Below are 22,914 nucleotides of genomic sequence, written 5' to 3'. Positions count from 1 at the left end.
TCACCCGTCGCGGACTTCGTCCACGCCACCCTCTCCCCGCAAGCGGGGCGAGGGAATCCCTAATCGCCGTAACTACCTAGCTTCTCCAGATCGACCACTGTCACGCCACCATATTCGAGGCGCAGCAGACCCTCCTTCTCCAGCGTCTGCAGGCACTGGTTCGCCCTCTGCCGCGAAATGCCGCTGATGGCACCGAGCTCTTCCTGGGTGATATCCAGATGCCTAGTCGCGTCGCGATAGAGGATCGGGTTGAACAGCGAGGCAATGCAGCGCGCGAGACGCCCTGTAGCGTCGAGCCTGCGGCCATATTCAGTCAGTGCGATGAACTGACCGAGCCGTTCGTTCAACAGCGAAACCAGGAAGCGGTTGAAGCCGACACTGTTCTCGAACAGCCACATGAATGCCGGGCGCTCCATGAATGCGAGCTTGGAGTCGCGTAGCGGGACAATGTCGTAACGTCGCGGTTCGTTCTTCAGCACGCTGCCCTCGCCGAACCACGCACCGGCCGTCAGGCCGGTGATGCTGACTTCCTTGCCGCTGCGCGAGATGGTGCCGATCTTCGCCAGACCGCTCACCACGCCGGTCCAGTATTCGAACTGGTCACCGCGCATGCAGACGAATTCATTCGCCTTGAACGACTTCTCGACGATGCCCGCGCGCGCGACCTCGATCTCCTTCTCGTTCAGGTCCCGCGCCCAGGCCGCGATGCGCTTGAGATGATCTGCAGCAATCATAGGGTCCGCTTCACTTCGAATGTTGCAGCGCAAAAGAACGCTCGCGCGACAAATTGGCAGGCAGATTGTCCGCCGCGAGACATTTCAGGATACCGATTTGACGTAGGGAAGACCACCGCGAAAGGTCATTAGTAGAATGGCTTAGCGTGACCGGGCGATATAGGCTCGGGACCATCCGAGGAACGTGGATAAAGAGCGCGACAAGCGCCGTATCTGGGAGGATTTGAGTGGCGGTTGCTCTGGACGTGCGCGGGGTGTCACTGCGCTTTGGTGGCGTTCGCGCGCTCACCGATGTGAGCTTCGCTGTCAATGACGGCGAGCTGTTCTCGATCATCGGGCCAAACGGCGCCGGCAAGACCTCCATCGTCAACTGCATCTCCGGTCGCTACCGCCCAACCGAAGGCCAACTGTTCTATCACGGCAAGGATATCACCGGGCTCAATCCCAACGCCCGTCCCGGCCTCGGCATCGGCCGCACCTTTCAGAACCTCGCGCTGTTTCATCATATGAGCGTGCTCGACAACATCATGGTCGGCCGCCATCACCTCCTGAAGAACAACTTCCTCACCGGCTCGCTGTACTGGCTGACCGGCGCCCGCAAGGAAGAGCTCGAGCATCGCCGCAAGGTGGAGGAGATCATCGACTTCCTCGATCTGCAGAGCGTGCGCAAGGCGACCGCCGGCACCCTTCCCTATGGTCTGCGCAAACGCGTCGAACTCGCCCGCGCGATGGCGCTGGAGCCGAACCTTATCCTCCTCGACGAGCCGATGGCCGGCATGAACTTCGAGGAGAAGGAAGACATGGCGCGTTATATCGTCGATCTCAACGAAGAATACGGGATGACGGTGATGATGATCGAGCACGACATGGGCGTCGTGATGGATATCTCCCATCGCGTGATGGTGCTGGATTTCGGCCGCAAGATCGCCGAGGGCGATCCGGCTGCCGTGCTCGCCGATCCGCACGTCAAGCGCGCCTATCTCGGTGAAGAAGACGAAGCCCTCGTCGATCCCGACCATGCGCCTATCGCTGCGGAGAGTGCCGCATGATGGACTATGCCGGACGCGTCAAACAGGCAGATACCTATCCAAAGCTGCTGCGCCTCAATGCCAAAGAACATGGCCAGGAGATCGCGCTGCGCGAGAAGGATTTTGGCCTGTGGCGGGAGTTCACCTGGAATGACTACCATTCCCGGGTGAAGGATTTCACGCTCGGCATGGTCGAGCTCGGTATCGCCCGTGGCGACGTCATCGGCATTATCGGCGATAACCGGCCGGACTGGGTCGCTGCCGAGATCGCCGCGCATGCCATCGGCGGGATGAGCCTCGGTCTCTATCGCGACGTACTGGATGAGGAAGCCGCCTATCTCCTCAACTACGGCGAAGCCAAGATCGTGTTCGCCGAGGATGAAGAACAGGTCGACAAGCTGCTGACCCTCGCCGACCGCGTCCCGGCTTTGAAGCACATCGTCTACAGTGACCCGCGCGGGATGCGGAAATACGACGACCCACGGCTGTTGGAGGCCGACAGGCTCGCCCAGATGGGCCGCGACCGTGCGGCGCACGAACCCGGGCTCTATGATCAACTGGTCGATGCGACCAAGGGCGAGGATGTCGCGATCCTCTGCACCACGTCAGGCACCACGTCGAATCCCAAGCTGGCGATGCTCGCGGCGGGCCGCGTGCTCGGCCACTGCGCGGTGTATCTGTCGTTCGATCCGAAGGGACCAGATGATGAATATGTTTCGGTGCTGCCGCTGCCCTGGATCATGGAACAGGTCTATGCGCTCGGCAAAGGCCTCTTGAGCCGGATGAAGGTCAACTTCGTCGAGCAGGCCGACACCATGATGAACGATTTTCGCGAGATCGCGCCGACCTTCGTGCTGTTCGCGCCGCGCGTCTGGGAAGGTATCGCAGCTGACGTGCGCGCACGGGTGATGGATTCGTCGCCGCTGAAGCAGAGCCTGTATGAGCTCGGCATGAAGTCCGGGCTATCCGCACTTGCCAACGGCAAGCGCTCGGCCGTGGCCGATACGTTGTTGTTCCGCGCGCTGCGCGATCGTCTCGGCTTCACACGCTTGCGCTCGGCCGCCACCGGCGGCGCGGCGCTCGGCCCGGATACGTTCAAATTCTTCCGCGCTATGGGCGTGCCGCTACGCACGCTCTATGGCCAGACCGAAACGCTGGGCGCGTTCACGCTGCATCCGCCGGATGCCGTCGATCCCGACACCACCGGCATCGCCATGGGCAGCGGCATCGAGATCGAAGTCCGCGATCCCGATGTGCAGGGCGTCGGCGAGATCGTGGTCAGGCACCCCAATATGTTCCTCGGCTATTACAAATCGCCGGAGGCCTCAGCTGCCGATCTGCGCGATGGCTGGATGCATTCCGGCGACGCCGGCTATTTCAATGATAACAAGCAACTCGTCGTCATCGACCGCATCAAGGATCTGGCGCAGACCGCGCGCGGCGAGCGCTTCTCCCCGCAATATATCGAGAACAAGCTGAAATTCTCCCCCTACATCGCCGAGACCGTGGTGCTTGGCGACAACCGCGATGCGCTCGCGGCGATGATCTGCATCCGCTTCTCGATCATCTCGAAATGGGCCGAGAAGAACCGCATCTCGTTCACGACCTATACGGACCTGTCGTCACGCCCCGAGGTCTATGAGATGATCCGCAAGGAAGTCGAGACGGTCAATGCCACGCTGCCGCCCGCGCAGCGGATCGCCAAATTCCTGCTGCTGTACAAGGAGCTCGACGCCGACGACGGCGAGCTGACCCGCACCCGAAAAGTCCGCCGCAGCGTCATCAACGAGAAATACGCCGATATCATCGACGGCATCTATGGCGGTGCGCGGGATATCCCCGTCGACACCACCATCCGTTTCCAGGACGGCACCTCCCAGCGCATCCGCACGCGATTGGTCGTGGTGGACATGGCGCGGGATGGCGCGCGCATGGAGGCGGCGGAATGATGGGTCTTCGCGCTTCGATAGGTCAGCACTCCGCTGAGCGCCCCCCTCACTCGGCACGCGCGCTAACGCGCGCCTGCCGACCTCTCCCCGCAAGCGGGGGGAGGTTAAGAAACTGCGGCGTCTCGGTTCTAGCTAACCTCTCCCCGCTTGCGGGGAGAGGTCGGATCGCTCTTGCGATCCGGGTGAGGGGGAGCTTCCGCAAGCGCCGTCGCAATGACTTCGAGAATACCCTCGATATTGTCCAAGACATCATGGTTCCAGAATCTGAGCACCCGGTAATGATGCTCGACCAGCCACTGGTCACGGGCAACATCGCGCACATTGTCAGCGTGTTGCCCACCATCCACCTCCACGATCAGGCACCGCTCCCGGCAGATCAGATCGACGATGTAGTTGCCGATCGGCTCTTGTCGCACAAACTTGTGCCCGTCCAAGGAACGTGCGCGAAGGCGATACCAAAGCGCATTCTCGGCATCGGTCGAATCTCGCCGCAGCCTTCTGGCACGTGTGGTTCTGACCGCATTGGCCTTGCGCATGTGGAAGCTCCCCTCACCCGGCGCTGCGCGCCGACCTCTCCCCGCAAGCGGGGAGAGGTTAGCACTCCGGCCATCGCATGAACACGCAGTTCCTCCTCCAGCTTCTGGTCAATGGCCTCGTGGTCGGCACGCTCTACGGCGTGGTCGCGATGTCGTTCGTGCTGATCTACAAAGCCACCCAGGTCGTAAACTTCGCGCAGGGCGAGTTGCTACTGATCGGTGCGTGGGTGTGCTGGACGCTGCTGACCAAATACCAGGTGCCGTTCTGGCTGGGCATGCCGATAACGCTGGTGTTCATGTTCGCCTTCGGCATCCTGATCCAGGTCGTGATCCTGCGGCCGCTGGTCGGCGAGCCGGTCATCTCGGTGATCATGGTGACCATCGCGCTGTCCGCCGTGTTTCAGGCGGCACTGAAATGGATCTATGGCGTCAACCCGCAGCCATTCCCGCGTGTCTTCACCAGCCAGTCGGTGACGATCGGTAGCCTACAGATCCAGACCGTCTATGTGATGAGTCTGGTTGTCTCCGTCGCGATGATGATCGGCATGGCGTGGTTCTTCAAAGTGTCCAAGTGGGGTCTGGCGATGCGCGCCACCGCGTTCAACCAGCAGGTCGCGCAATCGCTGGGCATTTCCGTCAAAACCGTATTCGCGATGGCCTGGGCGATCTCGGCCATGGTCTCCGCGGTCGCCGGCGTCGTCGTCGCCGTCGTCAACGGCGTGTCATCCGGCTTGTCGATCTACGGCATCAAGGTGTTTCCGGCGGTTATCCTCGGCGGTCTCGACAGTATCGGCGGCGCGGTGGTCGGCGGCATCATCATCGGGCTGCTAGAGAACTTCGCGCAATTCATCGACAGCGAATATCTGCACTGGGGCAATCTCTATGAGGTCGCGCCGTTCTACGTGCTCATCATCATCCTGATGATCAAGCCTTACGGCCTGTTCGGCACCAAAGACATCGAGCGGGTGTAACACATGGCCAGCCCCTCCCTCATCCCGGCCGGCGACTTCCGCACCAGCTATGCGGTCGACACCACAATCTTTCCGACCACCACCAGCCGCAACGCGGCGATCCTCGGCGTGGTGCTGATCTGCTTCGCGCCGCAACTGCTCAGCGAATACTGGCTTAGCCAGCTGATCATGATCGGCATCTACGGCATCGCGGCGCTCGGGCTCAATATCCTGGTCGGTTTTACCGGCCAGATCTCCATCGGCCACGCCGCCTTCTTCCTGTTCGGCGCTTTCACCTCGGCCTATATCTCCAACAACTATCCGATCCCGGTGTTTTTCTCGATTCCCATCGCTGGCGTAGTAACGGCCATCGTGGGACTCATTTTCGGCCTGCCTGCGGCACGGTTGAAAGGGCTGTACCTCGTTATCGCCACGCTGGCCGCGCAATACATTCTGCTCGACTTCTTCTCCCGCGCCGACTGGTTCAGCGGCGGCTCGGTGCCGGCGACGGCCAAAGCGTTCTCGATCTTCGACCATACGCTGCGCGGCGACCGGCAGTATTTCTATGTGGTGCTGGCCTATGTGGTGGCGAGCTATCTGCTGGTTACCAACCTGATGCGCTCGCGTGACGGCCGCGCGCTGGTGGCTGTGCGTGATCACTATCTCTCGGCCGAGATCATGGGCATCAATCTCACCAAATATCGCACGTTGTCCTTCGGCCTCGCGGCGTTCTTCGCCGGCATCGCCGGCGCGCTGTACGCGCATAACCAGCTCGTGGTCTCCAACGAGGGTTTCGGCATCGAGCGCTCGATCCTGTTCCTCGCAATGGTCATCATCGGCGGTACCGGCTCGATCATGGGCACGCTGATGGGCACGGCCTTCGTGGTGCTGGTGCCGGAAGCGATGGAATGGATCAGCATGGAGCTGAAGGGCGGCGTCATCGACAAGGCGCTGGCGCTCAACAACAATCTCACCTTCCTGCGCGAGATTGCCATCGGCCTCATCATCATCGCGTTTCTGGTGTTCGAACCCGACGGACTCGCGCATCGCTGGCGGCAGATCAAGACCTACTGGAAACTCTACCCGTTCTCGCATTGAGAACGGGACGGACTAGACGAAACGACAAAATATAAAATCCAACGGGAGAATGCTCATGACGATGAAATCATTTCTAACGTCCGCGTCCATTGCCCTTCTCATCGCGGGTGCGTCCAGTGCGCAGGCGCAGATCGCCGTCGGCCACCTCGCCGATTATTCCGGCGGCACGTCCGACGTCGGCACGCCCTATGGCCAGGGCGTGGTCGATACCTATGCCTGGATCAACAAGAATGGCGGCATCGGCGGCAAGCAGGTCAATCTCGATAGCAACGACTATGGCTATCAGGTGCCGCGCGCCATCGCGCTGTACAAGAAGTGGTCCGGCGCCGACAAGGTCGCGGCGATCATGGGCTGGGGCACGGCAGATACCGAGGCGCTCACTGGTTTCCTCGCACAGGACAAGATCCCGGACATCTCGGGCTCGTACTCGGCTGCGCTGACCGATCCGACCGGTGCCGGCGGCAAGGCAAAACCTGCGCCGTATAACTTCTTCTATGGCCCGTCCTATTCGGACGCGCTGCGGGCCGAGCTGACCTGGGCCGCAGAAGACTGGAAGTCCAAGGGTAAGTCGGGCAAGCCGAAATACGTCCACATGGGCGCCAACCACCCCTACCCCAACGCGCCCAAGGCCGCGGGTGAAGCGCTCGCCGCCGAACTCGGCTTTGACGTCCTGCCGCCATTGGTCTTCGCACTCGCGCCCGGCGATTACAGCGCACAGTGCCTCAGCCTGAAGAGCGCCGGCGCGAACTACGCTTATCTCGGCAACACCGCAGCTTCGAACATCTCGGTGATGAAGGCCTGCAAGGCAGCCGGCGTCGACGTACAGTTCATGAGCAATGTGTGGGGCATGGACGAGAACGCGGCAAAGGCCGCAGGCGATGCTGCCGATGGCGTGATCTTCCCGCTGCGCACGGCGGTGAGCTGGGGCGGCAACGCGCCGGGCATGAAGACGGTGCAGGAGATTTCCAAGATCTCCGACCCGTCCGGCAAGATCTATCGCCCGGTGCACTACATCGCGGCGGTCTGCACCTCGCTCTACATGAAGGAAGCGCTCGACTGGGCCGCGAAGAACGGCGGTGCTACCGGCGAGAACGTCGCCAAGGGCTTCTACCAGAAGAAGGACTGGGTGCCGGCCGGCATGGAGGGCGTCTGCAATCCCTCGACCTGGACCGACAAGGATCACCGCCCGACCACCAAGGTCGATCTGTATCGCTCGAAGGTCTCCGGCGCGACCGATGGCGATCTGAACGATCTGATGGCCAAGGGCACGATCAAGCTCGAGAAGGTCAAGACAGTCGAGCTGCCGCGCAAGCCGGAATGGCATGGGTGGTAGTTCTTACCTTCTCCCCGCTTGCGGGGAGAAGGTGGCGCGGACGTAGTCCGCGTCGGATGAGGGGGAGCCTCAGCAGGCTCGGAGCTAATGGCGAGTCCCCCTCACCCGCCCCGGCTTCGCAGCGCTACGCCGGGTCGACCTCTCCCCGCAGGCGGGGAGAGGTTAGCACCAGCCGATCTCAGGAGCGTCATTGATGCAGACAGCTATCGACACCAGCGCGCAAGTTTCAACAGCGCCCGCCACCGCCCCCCTGCTCGACATCCGCAACATCGAGGTCGTCTATGACGACGTGATCCTTGTACTGCGCGGCTTGAGCATGGAGGTGCCGAAGGGCGCCATCGTTGCGCTGCTCGGCGCCAATGGCGCCGGCAAGTCGACCACGCTGAAGGCGATCTCCGGTCTGTTGAAAACGGAAGACGGCGAAGTCACGCGCGGCGAAATCCTGTTCGACAATGAACGGATCGACGGCATCGATCCCGACAAGATCGTCCGCCGCGGCATCTTCCAGGTGATGGAAGGCCGCCGTATCGTCTCCGACATGACGTCACTGGAAAACCTGCGGCTCGGCGCCTTCACACGCAGGGACAACGAGGTCTCCACCGATATCGAGATGGTCTACGATTACTTCCCGCGCCTGAAGGAGCGCACCGGCCTCGCCGGCTATCTCTCGGGCGGCGAGCAGCAGATGCTGGCGATCGGACGCGCGCTAATGGCGCGGCCGAAGATGATCCTGATGGACGAACCCTCCATGGGCCTGTCGCCACTGCTGGTGAAAGAGGTGTTCGCGATCATCAAGAAGATCAACCGTGATCTCGGCGTCACCATTCTGCTGGTCGAGCAGAACGCGCGCGCCGCGCTGTCAGTGGCAAGCCACGGCTACATCATGGAACAGGGCAAGGTGGTGCTCGACGGCACCGCTGACGAACTCCGCGACAATGAGGACGTGAAGGAGTTCTATCTCGGTGGCGCCGGCGACCAGCGCAAGAGCTTCAAGAATCTGAAGAGCTTCAAGCGACGCAAGCGATGGCTTTAGCTGCTGGCAGCCTCTGCCGTCATGACGCCGGTCTTGCACGCAAGGATCGCGCGAATGCGGCGCGACACCAGCAACAGGATGACGAACACAATGACCAGGGCCATGGCAATCAGCACACGGTTGAGCGGCATTGGTCCATCATCGAGCAACAACGCCCGTCCGGACGCACCGAGATACACGTAAAGCACGATCTGCGGCAGCGTGAACAGGAAAGTGACCAGGGCGAACGGGAGCAGTCCGATATTTGTCAAACCGAACAGATAATTTTGCACCGAATTGGGCAATGGTCCGCCGAACCGCATCAGTGCGACGATGCGCCAGCCCTCGTCATCGACGGCCTGGGCAATGAGGCGCCAGGCCGCGCGTTTCTCGGTCTGCCGCTCCACCCAACCGCGCAGAACAGAGCGCGCCAGCATGAAGGCCAGAGCGGATGCAGCCGCGGCGACTGGAACAATGACGACGAGAGAGCGCAAGCCGAACGCAGCACCGGCACCGAACACGATGAATGTTCGCGGGACCGGCAAAAACGAAGAGGCAACCACCAATGCGGCCAACACGACGGCAGCAGGAAAATCAAGCTGGCCGAAGCTGTCGAGCCATTGGACGATACGTTCTGACGACATGATTTCCCACTAGCACGGCGCCACAAGCTACCGGAATAACCGCGACGACGCCAAACCACCAGGACACACCCAGATGCGCCACTTCGACACACTCGAAAACTGCGATCCGTCGCAGCGTCAGGCCAATCTGTTTTCGCGCCTGCCGGATGTGCTGCGCCACGCGATGCAGGCGCCCGCTTATGCGGAACATCTCAAGGGCATCGATCCCGCTGCGATCGTCAGCCGCGCCGCGCTGGCGCAATTGCCGGTGCTGCGCAAATCCGACCTGCCGGCCCTGCACAAGGCCAGCCCACCGTTCGGCGGCTTCGTGTCAGGCGCGACCGGCTCGTTCGGCCGGTTGTTCACCTCGCCGGGGCCCATTTTCGAGCCGGAGTCGAAACAGGCTGATCCCTGGCGCGGCGCGCGGGCGCTCTATGCCGCAGGTTTCCGCGCGGGCGACGTGGTGCTGAATACTTTCAGCTATCACCTGACCCCCGGCGGCTTCATCTTCGACGGCGCCGCGCGGGCACTCGGCTGCGCTGTGATCCCCGCCGGCCCAGGTAATACCGAGCAACAGCTCGAACTGATCGAAGCCTATCGTCCATCAGCCTATAGCGGCACGCCGGATTTTCTGAAGATCCTGCTCGATGTCGCGAAAGCCGCCAAGCGCGACATTTCCTCGATCAAGCGCGCCATGGTGTCCGGCGCCGCCTTCCCGCCCTCGCTGCAGGCCGAGATCGCATCGCGCGGTGTCGAGGCCTATCAGGCCTTCGCCACAGCTGATCTTGGTTTCATCGCCTATGAGAGCACCGCCCGGGACGGCCTGATCGTCAATGAGGACCTGATCCTGGAAATCGTGACCCCCGGGACCGGCGAACCCGTGGCCGAGGGCGATGTCGGCGAGATCGTGGTGACCTCACTGGACCCCCACCACCCCTGGATCCGGCTGGCTCTGGGCGACCTGACGGCCGCCCTGCCCGGCCCCAGCGCCTGCGGCCGGAGCAATATGCGCATCCGGGGCTGGATGGGTCGCGCCGACCAGGCCACCAAGGTCAAGGGCATGTTCGTGCGGCCCGAACAGGTCGCCGAAATCGGCAAGCGGCACCCGGAACTCGGACGGCTCCGGCTGGTGGTGTCCCGAGACGGCGAGAATGACGCCATGGTGTTGAAAGCCGAAGCGGCGGCCCTGGACAAGCCTGGCCTTCTGGAGGCTGTCACAGCCACGCTCAGGGCCGTCAGCAAGCTCGGTGGGGCCGTGGAACTGGTGGCGCCGGCCTCGCTGCCCAATGACGGCAAGATCATCGCGGACGAGCGCGGGAACTGACCACGCAGGACTGCCGCGGCGCATCATAAAAAGCCGGACTTCCGCGGGCGATCCTGCTATGTAGCCGCCCAGATCGAGGATGCCTGCTGCCGTGAGACTGATTTTACCACAAATTGTCGAGACCTGGCTGTCGCGCCCCACGGTGTCGAAGATCATCAGCTTCGGCGTGATCGGCCTCGGCAACACCCTCATCGATCTCGCCATCTTCACCCTCGCCTATCAGGTGCTGAAGCTGCCGCTGGTGCCCGCCAATGTCATAGCCTGGCTGGTGGCTGTATCGTGTTCCTACGTGATGAACACCATGATCACGTTCCGCGCCGAATCCGGCCGCGTATTGCGACGGAAGGATTATCTCAGCTTCGTCGCCTCCGGTGTATTAGGTGTGATCGCGACCACCACCACGCTGGTGGTGCTGTCGCACTTCATGCCGGTCTATGCCGCCAAGCTTCTGGCCATTTTGGTCAGCTTCATCGTGAACTTCACGATGTCGCATTTCGTGGTGTTTCGGACCAAACCGACGGATCCGAACGAAGCCATCCGCTAGATCGCACAGGCGGTCAGGCGCCGAGCACCCGTTCTGCTTCGGCGACCGCGCATAGAATATGATAGAAGGATGACGCCGGGATCGTATCGACCAGCGAGCGTCCCTCACCGTCGAATTGATCGTACCAGCCGCCTTTGACGGGATGCTGCAGATAATACTTGTCCAGCCGCATCAGCGCCGCGCGTGCCTCGTCGGCCGCGCCCTCGACGCCAGACTCCGCCTGCGCGACGAAGGCCTTGATGATCTCGGTCTGCGGCCAGCAGCGCCGTGTTGCCTTGACGATATTGCCCTGGGCGTCGCCTTCGTCCACCAGACAGCCGGTGGCGTCGCGATAGCGCAGCGCGGATTCGAGCAACGCTGCACGCTGCTTGCCGGTCGGACAGCCGGTGATGCGTTCGAAGCCCTTGAGCAGCCAGACCCATTCGGCCTGATGGCCGGGCTCGACGCTGACCGGCTCGATCCGCGACCAGTCCTGTTCGAAATATTCGCCGAGCACGCCCTTCTTCGCATCGCACAGGTTCGACGTGAACAGACCGAAGAGATCGCCGGCCCGCGCCTGGAACGCCTGATCATGGGTCGCGTCAAAACCCGCAATGAAGGCCTCCAGCAGATGCATCTGCGGATTCTGCCGACGCGGCATCGAAGCCGGCACGCCCTCGAGATAACCGCCATCTGGCGAGCGCAGTTGCGTATCGATGAAATGCATCAATTCGTCGATCTCGGCGCGCACCTTTGCATCGCGATCCAGCTGATAGACCGTCGCCATCGCCAGCAGGACGAAAGCGTGGTCATAGGTGTCACGCAACGGGTTCAGCACCGAACCATCGGGCGCGAGAATATGCACGAAGCCCGGCCTGCCATCCGGCGATTTCGCCTTGGCCAGCATGTAATCGAGACCCTTGCGCGCGATGTCCGCGCCTTGCGGGTACCAGCCGAGCTGGGCGGCCTTGGCAAAGCAATAGATCTGGCGGGCCTGTACGCGGACACGACGGGGAGCGCCAGCGTCCGGATTGCCACGAGCATCCAGCTTTTCGATAAAGCCGCCTGCATGTGAGTCCCAGCCGGTGGTCGACCACAGAGGGAGCGTACGTTCGATCATAGACGATCTCAGCGACGGAACGATTCCGTCTTCGCTCACCACCGGGCTCACCATGCTCACAGCCTCTATCATTTCAAACTTTGCCTATCTGTCGTCCAATCACGACCATAACAAGATCAGAACCCCTGCGCTCTCCTTTGACGCACCAATATATGGCATGTCGACAGGGCAATCGCATGACATGCAACGGATGCCCCATTTGCTTGAATGGGAAAAAAGCAAATGAATTCAGTCTCTTTCCCGAGAAGGGATGCAAAGAACCTTGAAAATGCCCATGATGTCACCTAAACGCTAGCGGTGAATGACCATAGAGGACTTCCGTGAGAAAACGCGCATTGGTGACCGGGGGCGCGGGCCAAGATGGCTGGTACCTCACAGACCTCTTGCTCAAGCAAGGGTATGACGTTTTCGCTCAATCGCGGCACCCCGCCGATCCGACACTGCATGACGGCAAGGTTCATTGGCATATTGGCAACCTGACCGACGAACACTTCCTGAGTGATCTGCTGGCAAGCGCTGCGCCTGACGAAATCTACAATCTTGCCGCCGTTTCGCGACCGTCGATCTCGTGGGACATTCCAGTCGAGACGGCATTGCTGAACTCGCTGGTTCCTCACCGCATTTGTGAATACATCCGGCGCGAAGCGCCATCCTGTCGCCTCTTCCAGGCCTCTTCGTCAGAAATATACGGAGATACAAGGGCAGAGCTCCAGGACGAGGATACGCGTGCCAATCCAGGATCGCCTTACGGCATTTCGAAGGCCTACGCACACCAGATCGTCGGTGCGTATCGCCGGCAATATGGCTTGCACCTGTCTTGCGGCATTCTGTTCAATCACGAGAGCCCGCACCGTCCGCTCAATTTCGTATCCCAGAAGATCGCCCATGCCGCCGCTGCGGCGTCGCTCGGGCTTCGCGAGACACATGAACTCGACGAGCGAGGCCGGCCGATACTGCTCGATGGCAAGCTGTTCCTCGGCGACATCACCATCCAGCGGGATTTCGGCTATGCCGGTGACTTCGTTGAAGCGATGCACATGATCGTTTGCCACGACACACCGGCCGATTACGCCGTCGGAACCGGACAGGCACATTCGATTGCAGAATTTTGCGAGATCGCCTTTAAGGTTTGCGGACTCGACTGGAACGAATATGTGGTCAGGGACGAGACTTTGCTCCGCAAGGTCGATAGCCACTTCACGCAGGCGGACCCTTCGAAGCTCAGGTCTCAACTCGGGTGGCAACCGAAGATCGATTTCGCGGGGCTGGTCGAAATGATGGTGACGGAGCGCATCCGTATTTTGAAGCTTTCGCTGGAACGTGCCGCGCCGGTCGCCAACCGTCGATCCGATCGCTAGGCCGAAGGTTGTTGCGCCACTTCAAAGCAGGCGGCAGAGAAGAGTCTTTACGTGCACATCGGTTTCGATATTTCGCAGACGGGGGTCGGCAAGGCAGGTTGCGGATATTTTGCTGACGCGATGGCTGGCGCCATGATTTCGATCGCGCCGCAGCATCGGTTCTCGTTGTATTCATCCTTCGGCGATTCGTTTTTTGACTACCGAATGCCTGTCTTCAATCCTTACCACGCCAGCAATACACACTATGGACCGCGCCACCTCACCCGCGAAGCCGCGCGAAAATTCTGGTCGCGCGACGAGCTCGAAGCGAAGTTGAGCAATCCCGACATCATCCATTCGAATAATTTCTGGCTTCCCACACAAATCACGTCGAGCCGCCTGATCTATACGCTTTACGACCTTGGTTTCGTGATCGATCCCAGTTGGAGTACTGAACGCAATCGACTGCGCTGTTTCGATGGCCTTTTCAAATCCTCGCTCGTCGCAGATTGGATCGTCGCGATCTCGGAATATTCGCGCGCATCCTATCTGAAAACGTTCCCGCACTTTCCCAACGACCGCATCCGGGTGGTGTATCCGTGTTCGCGCTTCACCGACACGACGCGGAGCGGCACACGTCCGGACAAGATCCCGCATCTTGGCAACGCTGAATTCTGGCTGAGCGTCGGCACCATCGAGCCGCGCAAGAACCAACGGCTCCTCGTCAAGGCTTACGCCGAGTATCTCGCATCCGGCGGGCGGCCCATGCCGTTAGTTTTGGCCGGCGGGATGGGCTGGATGATGAAGGATTTCAGCCAGTATGTCGGGGACCTGGGCATTGCCGACAAGGTCATCCTGCTCGGTTACGTTTCCGATGACGAAATGATCTGGTTGTACAGAAACTGCTACGCTCACCTCTACCCCTCCGTGTTCGAAGGCTTCGGGCTTCCCGTGTTGGAAGGCATGCAGTTCGGCGCGCCGACCCTATGTTCGAATACAACATCCTTGCCTGAGGTAGCGGGTGACGCTGCCATGCTCGTTTCGCCGGCAAGTGTAGGCGACTGGGTAAATTCCATGCGCGCCATTGCAGATTCCACCGGGACCAGACAGACATACGCCGCTGCCGCCCGGCAACGGGCCGGCAAATTCGACAGGAACCGGAGCGCCACGGCGGTCCTGGATATCTATCGTGAGGCGGTCAGAGTGCCCAAGCGTATTAATTCGTTTCAAACATCCACGCTTCAGAGCCATTTGGCCTGACCTACGAGGAACGCAATGCGTCCAGATGAGAAGATTTTCGTCGCCGGCCACAACGGAATGGTGGGGTCGGCGATTGTCAGAAAATTACGTGAGCGCGGCCATACCAATATCGTCACGCGCGATCGCAGCCAGCTTGATCTCGTCCAGCAGGCGGAAGTCCGCGCGTTTTTCGCCGAAGAGCGGATCGATCAAGTGTATCTCGCCGCTGCAAAAGTCGGCGGCATTCTCGCCAACAACACTTACCCCGCCGAATTCATCTATCAGAACCTCATGGTCGAGACCAACGTGATACACGAGGCTTGGCAGGCCGGCGTACAGAAGCTGCTATTCCTCGGCTCAAGCTGTATCTATCCGCGCATGGCGTCCCAGCCGATGGCAGAAGACGCCCTCCTCACTGGCGTCCTGGAGGCAACCAATGAGCCGTATGCCATTGCAAAGATCACCGGCATCAAAATCTGCGAGTCCTATAACCGACAATACCAGACTGATTATCGTAGCGTCATGCCAACCAATCTGTACGGACCTGGCGACAACTATCATCCGGAAAACAGCCACGTGATCCCGGGGCTGATCCGGCGCTTCCACGAAGTACAGCAATCCGGCGGCGACGAGGTCGTGATCTGGGGCACTGGCACACCGAGGCGCGAATTCCTCTATGTCGATGACATGGCCGAGGCTTGCATCCATATGATGGAGTTGTCATCCGCGACCTATGCCGAAAACACGAAGACGATGCTCTCCCATATCAATGTCGGGACAGGAGAAGACCTGACCATCGGAGAGCTGGCCGACCTAATCGGAGAGGTGGTCGGCTTTAAAGGCAGGATTGCATTCGACACCTCGAAGCCAGACGGCACACCGAGAAAACTCATGGACGTGAAGCGCGCTCAAAGCCTCGGATGGAATCCAAAGGTACCACTTCGTACGGGATTGGCGCTGGCCTATAAGGACTTCCTTGCCAATGGCGGGCGCTGAACTCAATCCCACGCCGCTGGTTACGATTGCTGTGCCATCGTTCAATCAAGCGCGTTTCCTTGAAGAGGCCCTGACGTCGATCTTCGATCAGGGGGTCCCGGTGGAGGTGTTCGTCGCTGATGCCGGATCGAACGATGGCTCCATCGAGATCATCAAGAAATTCGAACATCTGCTCGCGGGTTGGCGAAGCTATCCCGACGGTGGACAAGCCGCAGCCATCAATGAATCGATTGCCAAGGGCCATGCTCCATATGTCAGTTGGCTGAATAGCGACGACTGCCTGCTGCCGGGTGGGCTGAAACACCTTCTCGCAGCATTCGAGCGGCAACCAACTGCCCCCGCGGTCTATGGCCGCGTCTGGAACCACCATCAGAAAACAGCCGCTCGAACCGCAGTATGGGTGCAACCTTTCACTGAACGGCGCCTGGCAACGCGCTGCATCGTTTCGCAGCCGGGAGCGCTGATCCGACGCTCGGCCTGGGAGGCCATCGACGGGGTCGATGCGAGCTTGCACATGGCCATGGACTACGATCTCTGGTGGAGACTCTACAAGCGCTTTGCCGCACTCGGTTTCGTCGACGAGTACGTGGCCCTCAATCGGGACCATGAGGACACCAAAACGAATGCGTTTCGGCGACGCCACTATCAAGAAGCCATGGCCGTGGTGAGAAAGCATCACGGTCAAGTGCCGCTCAAATGGTGGCTGGCGCAACCTTATGCGGTCTGGCTGAAGGCCGTACTGAACAAGGCACGCCGTTCCGAGCCTGCGGACGTTTCAAGCCCAAAGCAGCCGCCGGCCAGTTGATGGCACTTTTGCCTTGCGTGACGCATTTGGAAACACTATCGCAAAAGCGTCTACAGTTACATGAGGGCAATCGACCTCAAGCGTTGAACATTTCAGAGAACAAGTCCCACCCGATCGGAGGGGACGGACAGCCGCGTTTCATAGAGAATGAAGCGGCCATAAAGGTCGTCCATGTGTGCAGCCTATCGAAATATTCAACTCGACGGGCTGCGGGGCATTGCGGCGCTGAACGTCGCCATTTTCCATACAATCTTGGGAATGGACGAATCTCTTATCCAGCGCGTCGTATATGGCAAGTTCTCGGAGCTAAACGGCCCCTACGACTGGCTTGCTAAAATCGTTCTCAAGGTCTTCAGCGGCGAAACTGCCGTTTTTATATTTTTCGTGCTCAGCGGAGCCGTCCTTTTCCAGAATTTGATGCGAGATCGCTCCCCGCCGGTCGTCACCGCTAGCAGGTTCATCGTTCGGCGGACGTTTCGAATATACCCAGCGTTGATCGCCTGCTTGCTATTTATGACGGCAGTCTCAGCGTTCATGGGCCACCCCATCATTCTTACCAATCTACTAATCAACGCTTTCCTCTTTGACTTCCCGATCAATGGGGTGACGTGGACGTTGAACGTTGAGATGGTGGGCGTGGCTTTCGTCCTTCTGGCTTACTTTGGCTACCGTGTTGCCGGCTTGATCGGCCTCGGCGTGGTCGTTACTGGCATCTGGCTCTTCCTCAAGTTTGCCGGAATGCCGATCGCACTCACCTTTAAATACTTCTGGTTTTACTTTGTTGTTGGAATGATCATCCCGACTGGTGCCGGAAGTTCTGTCGCAAAATTCCTACCGGCTTGGTCGATCATTCCGATCATGCTGACCGTCATATTCTTTAAGTCCACACTTCAGCAGATTGCGATCGGTTTGCTCGTTACGATGCTCTTTTATGACCGCGCCGGGCGTTTTGGCTCTTGGCTATCGGCGTCTTGGTCACAATTCCTTGGGCGAATAAGCTATAGCTTCTATCTCTACAACTTCGTGGTTTTCGTGAACCTCTGCGCATACGTCAAGAGCTTCACCTGGGTGGCGAATCATCCCATCGAGGCGGGCCTGCTGGCCTCCGTGGTTACGGTTATGGCGACCATCCCTCTTGCATATCTTTCGATGAGATATGTCGAGATGCCCGGAATAGCACTTGGCCGCCAACTAACATCGCGCTCCGAACTGACAAAAGTTCAAGCAACATAGATCCCGCAGCTACCTCTCGCTGATCTGCATCCCGCCGCGGTGGCGTACGCGTCCGCCGAGGACCGCCTTGTTCGAACGAGACATGTCGCGAAGCATGTGACCTGAAGTCTAGCTAGGTCATCAGGTGCAAGCACGGCTGTCTGCACCTCGACCTTGATGCCGTCGAGCTTCGACCAGACCGGAGGCCTGACGCTGCCGGCGCCGTCAGCCCTCGCGATGCCTGGCCTCGAGATCGATGTTGAACTTGCTCTTCACGACGACAGCCACCCAACCGATCAGTCAAGCGCAACCTTCAGCACCGAGGCGGCGGCGCGATCTTGTCCAAGGCCTCAGCCGTCCGGACGTCCACAATGCGTCCGCTTCAGCTCCCGGCACGCCTCGAAAGCCTTCAAGGCAGTCTGCGTGACCGTGCCGAAGTCGCTGTCGGCCTGGACATCCCGACCGTCATTCCGCAGTGCGAGCCCGACAGCAGTCGCGGCCGACCCGGGCGCGCCCATGCACAAGGGACCGCTAGAAGTCACCGCTTTGTTTTATCAAATGCGGAGCGTTGATTTTTGCCCAACCCGAAAACCGCTTGATCAGTTCATCGGAGGCGTACTCAGAGATGTGCTCAAATCCATCCCTAAAGATAGGCATGCCGTTCAACTGAAATCGGCAGTGTGTCTCGTCGCAAAAGAAATTGGTGTCGTAGAATACCGTTCTTGGGCTAGATGACTTGATGGATTGTTCAAGCTTTTGGAAATGCGTCCTCAGCGAAGCTAACTGCTCGATTCCAGTTACACAAAGTTCATCCGTTTGTACGGCAAAACGCTCATAACAACTACGAATGTTGTAATTTAAAGAGACCGTAGGAGAAAACACCACGGCCTGTATGCCTTTACTTTCGAGGTAATTGATGCGGCGAAGTAGCTGGTGAGCGAACGTCGGGGTTGGATTGCGGGGCACACTTCCTATCACGGCTAGTCGGATGGTGGGGTTGTGATCAACTATTGCGTTGATGAATTCCATCTGTTCGAAAGGTCTATTTGCGCCGCATGGTAAATTCGTCGATGTTTCGGCGCCCTTAACGTCATCGACCCATGCGCCTCCACAAGTTCCAATCGATAGAATATTGTCTTGGGAGAAGCTGGGGTTAGACGCGAAACCGGGATAATAATCATTCGTTCGACTGTCTCCCAAAAGTATTACCGTCGGCGGCCTGTCTTGTTTCAACATGCAGAACCACCACTCATACTTAGCGGCGCCAGCGAAAGGATACCGGCTTTTGCAAAGTTCGTTGCTTGCATAGCGCCAAGGATTGGACGTGCTGGAGAGCTGAGACAGCGCGAGACCTCCCCGGTCGACCGGGTTCACCAAAGCTTTCGACTGTAGCACCGCCAAGGACGCGACACATATGACAGCAGCGGCGAGCCCCTTAGCTATTCGTGCACCTTGGAACTGCGTTCTGATCGGAAGATCGATGAGACGATAAGTGGCCAATGCCAGCAGTAAAGATAACCCCACCATGAGACCGCGTATCGTATCGTTCGGTCGCGCGCCTTCCAGAATCGTAGCGAACGATAGCAACGGCCAATGCCACAAGTAGAGTGGGTAACTTATTAGGCCAATGCGGACCAGCGCCGTATTGGCAAGAAAGTACTTGTTTAGGATCGTCGTCGGCCCAGAGGCTATAATAAGTCCAGCACCGACTGTTGGGAGCAGCGCCCACCATCCGGGAAACGCGTATTGGGGGACAACGAATGTAAGAGCGATCGCAATGAACAGGTGGCCAACAACCGACATGATCGATCGGTGCCCTAGCTTCAGCTTGCCGAACGACTGCTCAACGTGTGGCATTGCCAGCAGTGCACCGAGAAGAAGCTCCCAACACCGACTTACCGGCGAGTAGAATGTCGAAACCGGTGCCGAGTTTACATTAGCGATGTTGATCAGAAATGACGCGGCGGCGATGCCCGCGCATACGGACAAGGCTCGCCAGCGAAAACGGATGCAGGCCCACAGGATCAACGGCCAGAAGATATAAAACTGTTCTTCAATGCCGAGGCTCCACAGGTGCAGCAACGGCTTGGTGTCCGAAGAAGCGTCGAAGTACCCGCTTTCCTGCCAAAGGATAAAATTTGAGACGAACCCGGCGCCCGCCCATGCATGCGTGCTTAGCTGGCGAAGTTCATCAGGGAACAGAACAAGTTTCCCGAATGCGAGGCAGGAGAGCAGCACGAAACAGAGCGCCGGAAAAATGCGGCGAATCCTTCTGTAATAAAAATCGGAGAAGCTGAAATTTCCGCGGTCGAGATGCTGCAAGATAATCGACGTGATCAGATAGCCCGAGATTACGAAGAATATATCGACCCCGATAAAGCCGCCCGGCATGAAGTCCGCGAAAGAATGGAACGCGACCACAGACACAACTGCGATCGCGCGCAGTCCGTCAATGTCGGGGCGATAGTTCATGGGGCGCAAAGCAGTCGTGGAATTGTCGGTCAAGGTCGGGTCTCCGCGCGGGGAAACATCCCGACGCGTAATTACCGTAACCAGGCGATCCTCCCGGTCAACCCAGCGTTGAAAATTTCGTACCGGAGAATCAATCACGACCATCGCTGCCCTGGTGAGACGACTTAGTCTACATCGGGCTTCGGACCCTGGTCATGTCGTGAAATGTAGCGGCGGTGCCGTATCCCGCTGATCCATCTAACAACCGCTCCGACGAGCATTCCAACTAAACTCAGCAGCAATAATATTTCGAAAACCTCGATCATCAAAACGGAATAGCACAGCCTCCTCTTGCCGCCGGCCACTCAATCTGACCATCTCATTTGAAACGCCCTAGAGCTTTTGCGCACCGGTGCACGGCGGGTCGACGGAATACATTGCCGTCCGAGACAAGCTGACCAGTCACGTCATCGTTGAGATGCACGAGTGTGGCCGCATGTTTATGTGGAAATTCCAGATGCCGGAAGATGATCCGCCAGTCAGCAATTAGCATTAGGCTCGTTTAAAACGGCTTCTTGACCTCGTCCGGCATACGATGAAACGGAACGTACGCATCATCGATACAGCCATCCGGATTGAGAGCAAGCCTCTGAACCACTGGATCTTTTCGCTTGAAGAATAGGGCATATTCTTTTTGGCCACTGCCCGCCTGAACACCCCGTAAGCACGCGACAAAGGCGCCCGGTGCGCCAGGGGCCAAAGGGCCCGCCGGACGCGCCGCGGAAACTTCCAAGGGGTCGGAGAGTTTCGCGTCCTTCGCAGCCACCGTGAATGCTTTCGCCATCGCAACGGCGTCGGGCGGTGCAATAGGCTCCAACTCTGCCACTGGCGTTGGAATAGGGGCTGCACAGGCGCTTAAAACGAAGCAGTTAACCAGCGCGAAATACCGAGATGGATTCATGTTTCTTCGCAACTATCGCGGCGCCATACGCCAATCACAGTCTTACCAATACTATTGCCGATGAGTGGATCGACGATCCGGGATATGGGAACCATACACTTGTCCCATAGCTGTATCTGACCTTCCGACGGCGCTGCCGATTTAAGAACAAAACGATTCCCAAGGCTCGCCGCGAGACCGACACTGTCGAGATAAAACACCTTCTCCAATGTAAGGCCGGCGGGTACTAGAGAGAGCAATGATCGCTTGTTGTAGCGCCTGAAATGCCCGATCGCGGAGTCGAAGGCAGTAAAAAGCATTTGATGGGCCGGCGACAAGACTACTAGATAGCCGCCACGTTCGAGATGTGCTGCCGCGCGGTGGACTTCGGAGCGGTCATCATTAATATGCTCGAGAACGTCGATGTAGAGGATCGTGTTGAATTTTTCTTGAGCCTCGATATCCGCCAGCGTGCCGACGCGCACCTCACATTTCGACGGCAGCTTTCCGCCCATTATTTGCAAATTTATTTGCTCAGCTAGCTTGGGGTCCGGCTCCAAGGCAACCCATTGCTGCTGCTTCGCCGTGCAGAGCCGCTGCGCTGTAGCACCTATACCTGCACCCACCTCCAAAACCCGTGTGCCAATGTACTTCTCAATCGCCTGCCCCCAATACGCCTTCCAGTTGGTGGCCTTTGCAAACAAGGTCAATTCGGATCCTTCATACGCATATGGATCAGACATCGCCTTTGGACCTTTTGACGTCGCGCACGAACTGAAGAGCGTGAAGCGCTGGTATGAAGGGAACATTTGAGCGGTTGTTGAGCGTCATAAAGGCAGCTGTCGCGGACAGGGCAAGTCCTTGGATGAGTAGGGTAGCCGCGAAGCCGATCGTAGTCGTCGCCCAACCGGGGATCGCCAGCGTAGTATTTACCCGTACTAAAAGGACAACTATTGCCACGATGGCCGAGAACGCAACGATCCCCATTGCTATCATAAGCAAGCGAACGAATAAGACGTCGCTGAAAACTGCCACGGCGCTAAGACCATGCATGATGAGGGACACAAAATTCATAGTCGATTCTCCCGCATATCGGGTGCCGCGGCGTGTATCGAGGCGGATCAGCGGCACGCGGGATCTTACAATGGTCCCGGCGAGATGGTTCCAGAGTTCTGCCATATGAGTGAGGCGCGATATATGCGGCAGCGGGATTAAACAAAAGTTGCCGAAGTCGATCTTCTTACCGGTAAGGACGAGAAAGCAAAGCTTGTAGAGTACGTAGAATATTCGGAACCCCCGCCCCTCTGACCGCTGCGACCGCTTGGCAGCTATCACGGCGCCTGGATGGATACTATGAATGGCTATGAGTTCGCTGATGTCTTCAGGACGATCCTCGCCATCGCTATCCATCACAATTACGCAATCATAGCGATCCTGATTGCTGGCATAGGCTAAACCGATCGCAATGGCGCGTTGGTGTCCGACGTTGCACGTCAGGGAGATCAATATGACTTCGTCGAGGGAAGGCGCGCCATCAAGAACGCGAGTTGAATCTAGCAATAATGTAGATCCATCATCGACGACGATCAAATCTACAGAACAGTGTAATTTTAACGCTTGCTCTTCTAGTTTCGCCCTCAGCTGAGACAGCGAATCCCAGTCATTGAAAACAGGAACAATTATCCCGATCCTTTGCAAAGCTCT

The 22,914-nt window shown here is 58.8% G+C and carries 21 protein-coding genes; 13 read left to right on the top strand and 8 right to left on the bottom strand.

The features are described from left to right. Positions 1-59: 59 nt before the first annotated feature. Positions 60-734 carry a Crp/Fnr family transcriptional regulator gene (locus tag AB8B02_RS06275; RefSeq protein ID WP_093760121.1) on the bottom strand — a complete coding sequence of 225 codons (675 nt, stop codon included), beginning with the start codon at positions 732-734 and terminating at the stop codon, positions 60-62. A 227-nt stretch (positions 735-961) separates the two neighbouring features. Here AB8B02_RS06275 and AB8B02_RS06270 point away from each other — a divergent pair, with 227 nt between their 5' ends. Both AB8B02_RS06270 and AB8B02_RS06265 read left to right on the top strand, forming a co-directional pair. Next, positions 962-1,783, top strand: coding sequence for an ABC transporter ATP-binding protein (locus AB8B02_RS06270; protein WP_093760123.1), 822 nt, complete (start codon positions 962-964; stop codon positions 1,781-1,783). After that, positions 1,780-3,711: a long-chain fatty acid--CoA ligase gene (locus tag AB8B02_RS06265; protein ID WP_439063449.1), complete on the top strand. Its 1,932-nt coding sequence runs from the start codon at positions 1,780-1,782 to the stop codon at positions 3,709-3,711. The genes AB8B02_RS06270 and AB8B02_RS06265 overlap by 4 nt, the downstream gene beginning before the upstream one ends. Before the next feature lie 128 nt (positions 3,712-3,839). Here the strand turns inward: AB8B02_RS06265 and AB8B02_RS06260 are convergent, their stop codons facing one another. Further along, positions 3,840-4,247, bottom strand: a complete 408-nt coding sequence (locus AB8B02_RS06260; protein ID WP_439063448.1) for an endonuclease domain-containing protein — start codon at positions 4,245-4,247, stop codon at positions 3,840-3,842. A 77-nt stretch (positions 4,248-4,324) separates the two neighbouring features. Here AB8B02_RS06260 and AB8B02_RS06255 point away from each other — a divergent pair, with 77 nt between their 5' ends. From AB8B02_RS06255 to AB8B02_RS06240, 4 genes are all read left to right on the top strand, one after another. Continuing rightward, positions 4,325-5,218, top strand: a complete 894-nt coding sequence (locus AB8B02_RS06255) for a branched-chain amino acid ABC transporter permease (protein WP_439063447.1) — start codon at positions 4,325-4,327, stop codon at positions 5,216-5,218. A 3-nt stretch (positions 5,219-5,221) separates the two neighbouring features. Then, positions 5,222-6,295, top strand: coding sequence for a branched-chain amino acid ABC transporter permease (locus AB8B02_RS06250; RefSeq protein WP_231077463.1), 1,074 nt, complete (start codon positions 5,222-5,224; stop codon positions 6,293-6,295). A gap of 55 nt (positions 6,296-6,350) precedes the next feature. Beyond that, on the top strand, positions 6,351-7,628 hold the full coding sequence (locus AB8B02_RS06245; protein WP_439063446.1) for an ABC transporter substrate-binding protein: 1,278 nt from the start codon (positions 6,351-6,353) through the stop codon (positions 7,626-7,628). Positions 7,629-7,821: 193 nt separating this feature from the next. Next, positions 7,822-8,661 (top strand): ABC transporter ATP-binding protein, encoded by an 840-nt coding sequence (locus AB8B02_RS06240; RefSeq protein WP_439063445.1) that lies wholly within the window; start codon positions 7,822-7,824, stop codon positions 8,659-8,661. Here AB8B02_RS06240 and AB8B02_RS06235 read toward each other — a convergent pair. Beyond that, positions 8,658-9,284, bottom strand: a complete 627-nt coding sequence (locus AB8B02_RS06235) for a TVP38/TMEM64 family protein (RefSeq protein WP_439063444.1) — start codon at positions 9,282-9,284, stop codon at positions 8,658-8,660. The genes AB8B02_RS06240 and AB8B02_RS06235 overlap by 4 nt on opposite strands. Positions 9,285-9,357: 73 nt before the next feature. On the opposite strand from AB8B02_RS06235, the gene AB8B02_RS06230 reads away from it, so the two are divergent. Together AB8B02_RS06230 and AB8B02_RS06225 are read left to right on the top strand one after the other, a co-directional pair. After that, a complete protein-coding gene (locus tag AB8B02_RS06230) occupies positions 9,358-10,587 on the top strand; it encodes a phenylacetate--CoA ligase family protein (protein WP_439063443.1) in 1,230 nt (409 codons plus the stop codon). A 91-nt stretch (positions 10,588-10,678) separates the two neighbouring features. Then, positions 10,679-11,131 carry a GtrA family protein gene (locus tag AB8B02_RS06225; protein ID WP_089268162.1) on the top strand — a complete coding sequence of 151 codons (453 nt, stop codon included), beginning with the start codon at positions 10,679-10,681 and terminating at the stop codon, positions 11,129-11,131. A gap of 13 nt (positions 11,132-11,144) precedes the next feature. Here AB8B02_RS06225 and AB8B02_RS06220 read toward each other — a convergent pair whose 3' ends face one another. After that, complete coding sequence (locus AB8B02_RS06220) at positions 11,145-12,230, bottom strand: AGE family epimerase/isomerase (protein WP_439063442.1); 1,086 nt, start codon at positions 12,228-12,230, stop codon at positions 11,145-11,147. A gap of 320 nt (positions 12,231-12,550) precedes the next feature. Here AB8B02_RS06220 and AB8B02_RS06215 point away from each other — a divergent pair, with 320 nt between their 5' ends. The 5 genes from AB8B02_RS06215 to AB8B02_RS06195 all read left to right on the top strand — a co-directional run bounded on the left by AB8B02_RS06215 (position 12,551) and on the right by AB8B02_RS06195 (position 17,840). Next, a complete protein-coding gene (locus tag AB8B02_RS06215) occupies positions 12,551-13,588 on the top strand; it encodes a GDP-mannose 4,6-dehydratase (protein ID WP_439063441.1) in 1,038 nt (345 codons plus the stop codon). Between the two features lie 51 nt (positions 13,589-13,639). After that, positions 13,640-14,827: a glycosyltransferase family 4 protein gene (locus tag AB8B02_RS06210; protein WP_439063440.1), complete on the top strand. Its 1,188-nt coding sequence runs from the start codon at positions 13,640-13,642 to the stop codon at positions 14,825-14,827. Positions 14,828-14,842: 15 nt separating this feature from the next. Continuing rightward, a complete protein-coding gene (gene fcl, locus AB8B02_RS06205) occupies positions 14,843-15,802 on the top strand; it encodes a GDP-L-fucose synthase (protein WP_439063439.1) in 960 nt (319 codons plus the stop codon). Further along, on the top strand, positions 15,789-16,607 hold the full coding sequence (locus AB8B02_RS06200; protein WP_439063438.1) for a glycosyltransferase: 819 nt from the start codon (positions 15,789-15,791) through the stop codon (positions 16,605-16,607). The genes fcl and AB8B02_RS06200 overlap by 14 nt, the downstream gene beginning before the upstream one ends. A gap of 171 nt (positions 16,608-16,778) precedes the next feature. Continuing rightward, entirely contained in the window at positions 16,779-17,840 is a 1,062-nt protein-coding gene (locus tag AB8B02_RS06195; RefSeq protein WP_439063437.1) for an acyltransferase family protein, read from the top strand. Between the two features lie 510 nt (positions 17,841-18,350). On the opposite strand, the gene AB8B02_RS06190 is transcribed toward AB8B02_RS06195, so the two are convergent. The 4 genes from AB8B02_RS06190 to AB8B02_RS06175 all read right to left on the bottom strand — a co-directional run bounded on the left by AB8B02_RS06190 (position 18,351) and on the right by AB8B02_RS06175 (position 22,908). Then, positions 18,351-20,324 (bottom strand): acyltransferase family protein, encoded by a 1,974-nt coding sequence (locus AB8B02_RS06190; RefSeq protein ID WP_439063436.1) that lies wholly within the window; start codon positions 20,322-20,324, stop codon positions 18,351-18,353. A gap of 508 nt (positions 20,325-20,832) precedes the next feature. Further along, on the bottom strand, positions 20,833-21,231 hold the full coding sequence (locus tag AB8B02_RS06185) for a hypothetical protein (protein WP_439063435.1): 399 nt from the start codon (positions 21,229-21,231) through the stop codon (positions 20,833-20,835). Then, on the bottom strand, positions 21,228-21,920 hold the full coding sequence (locus tag AB8B02_RS06180) for a class I SAM-dependent methyltransferase (RefSeq protein ID WP_439063434.1): 693 nt from the start codon (positions 21,918-21,920) through the stop codon (positions 21,228-21,230). The genes AB8B02_RS06185 and AB8B02_RS06180 overlap by 4 nt, the downstream gene beginning before the upstream one ends. 25 nt (positions 21,921-21,945) lie before the next feature. After that, positions 21,946-22,908, bottom strand: coding sequence for a glycosyltransferase (locus tag AB8B02_RS06175; RefSeq protein WP_439063433.1), 963 nt, complete (start codon positions 22,906-22,908; stop codon positions 21,946-21,948). Between the last annotated feature and the right edge of the window lie 6 nt (positions 22,909-22,914).

The organism is Tardiphaga sp. 862_B3_N4_1, assembly GCF_051811085.1.
Taxonomy (GTDB): Bacteria; Pseudomonadota; Alphaproteobacteria; order Rhizobiales; family Xanthobacteraceae; genus Tardiphaga; species Tardiphaga robiniae.
Note: the sequence above shows the minus strand (reverse complement) of the source record. Positions and strands in the feature narration are given on the sequence as shown.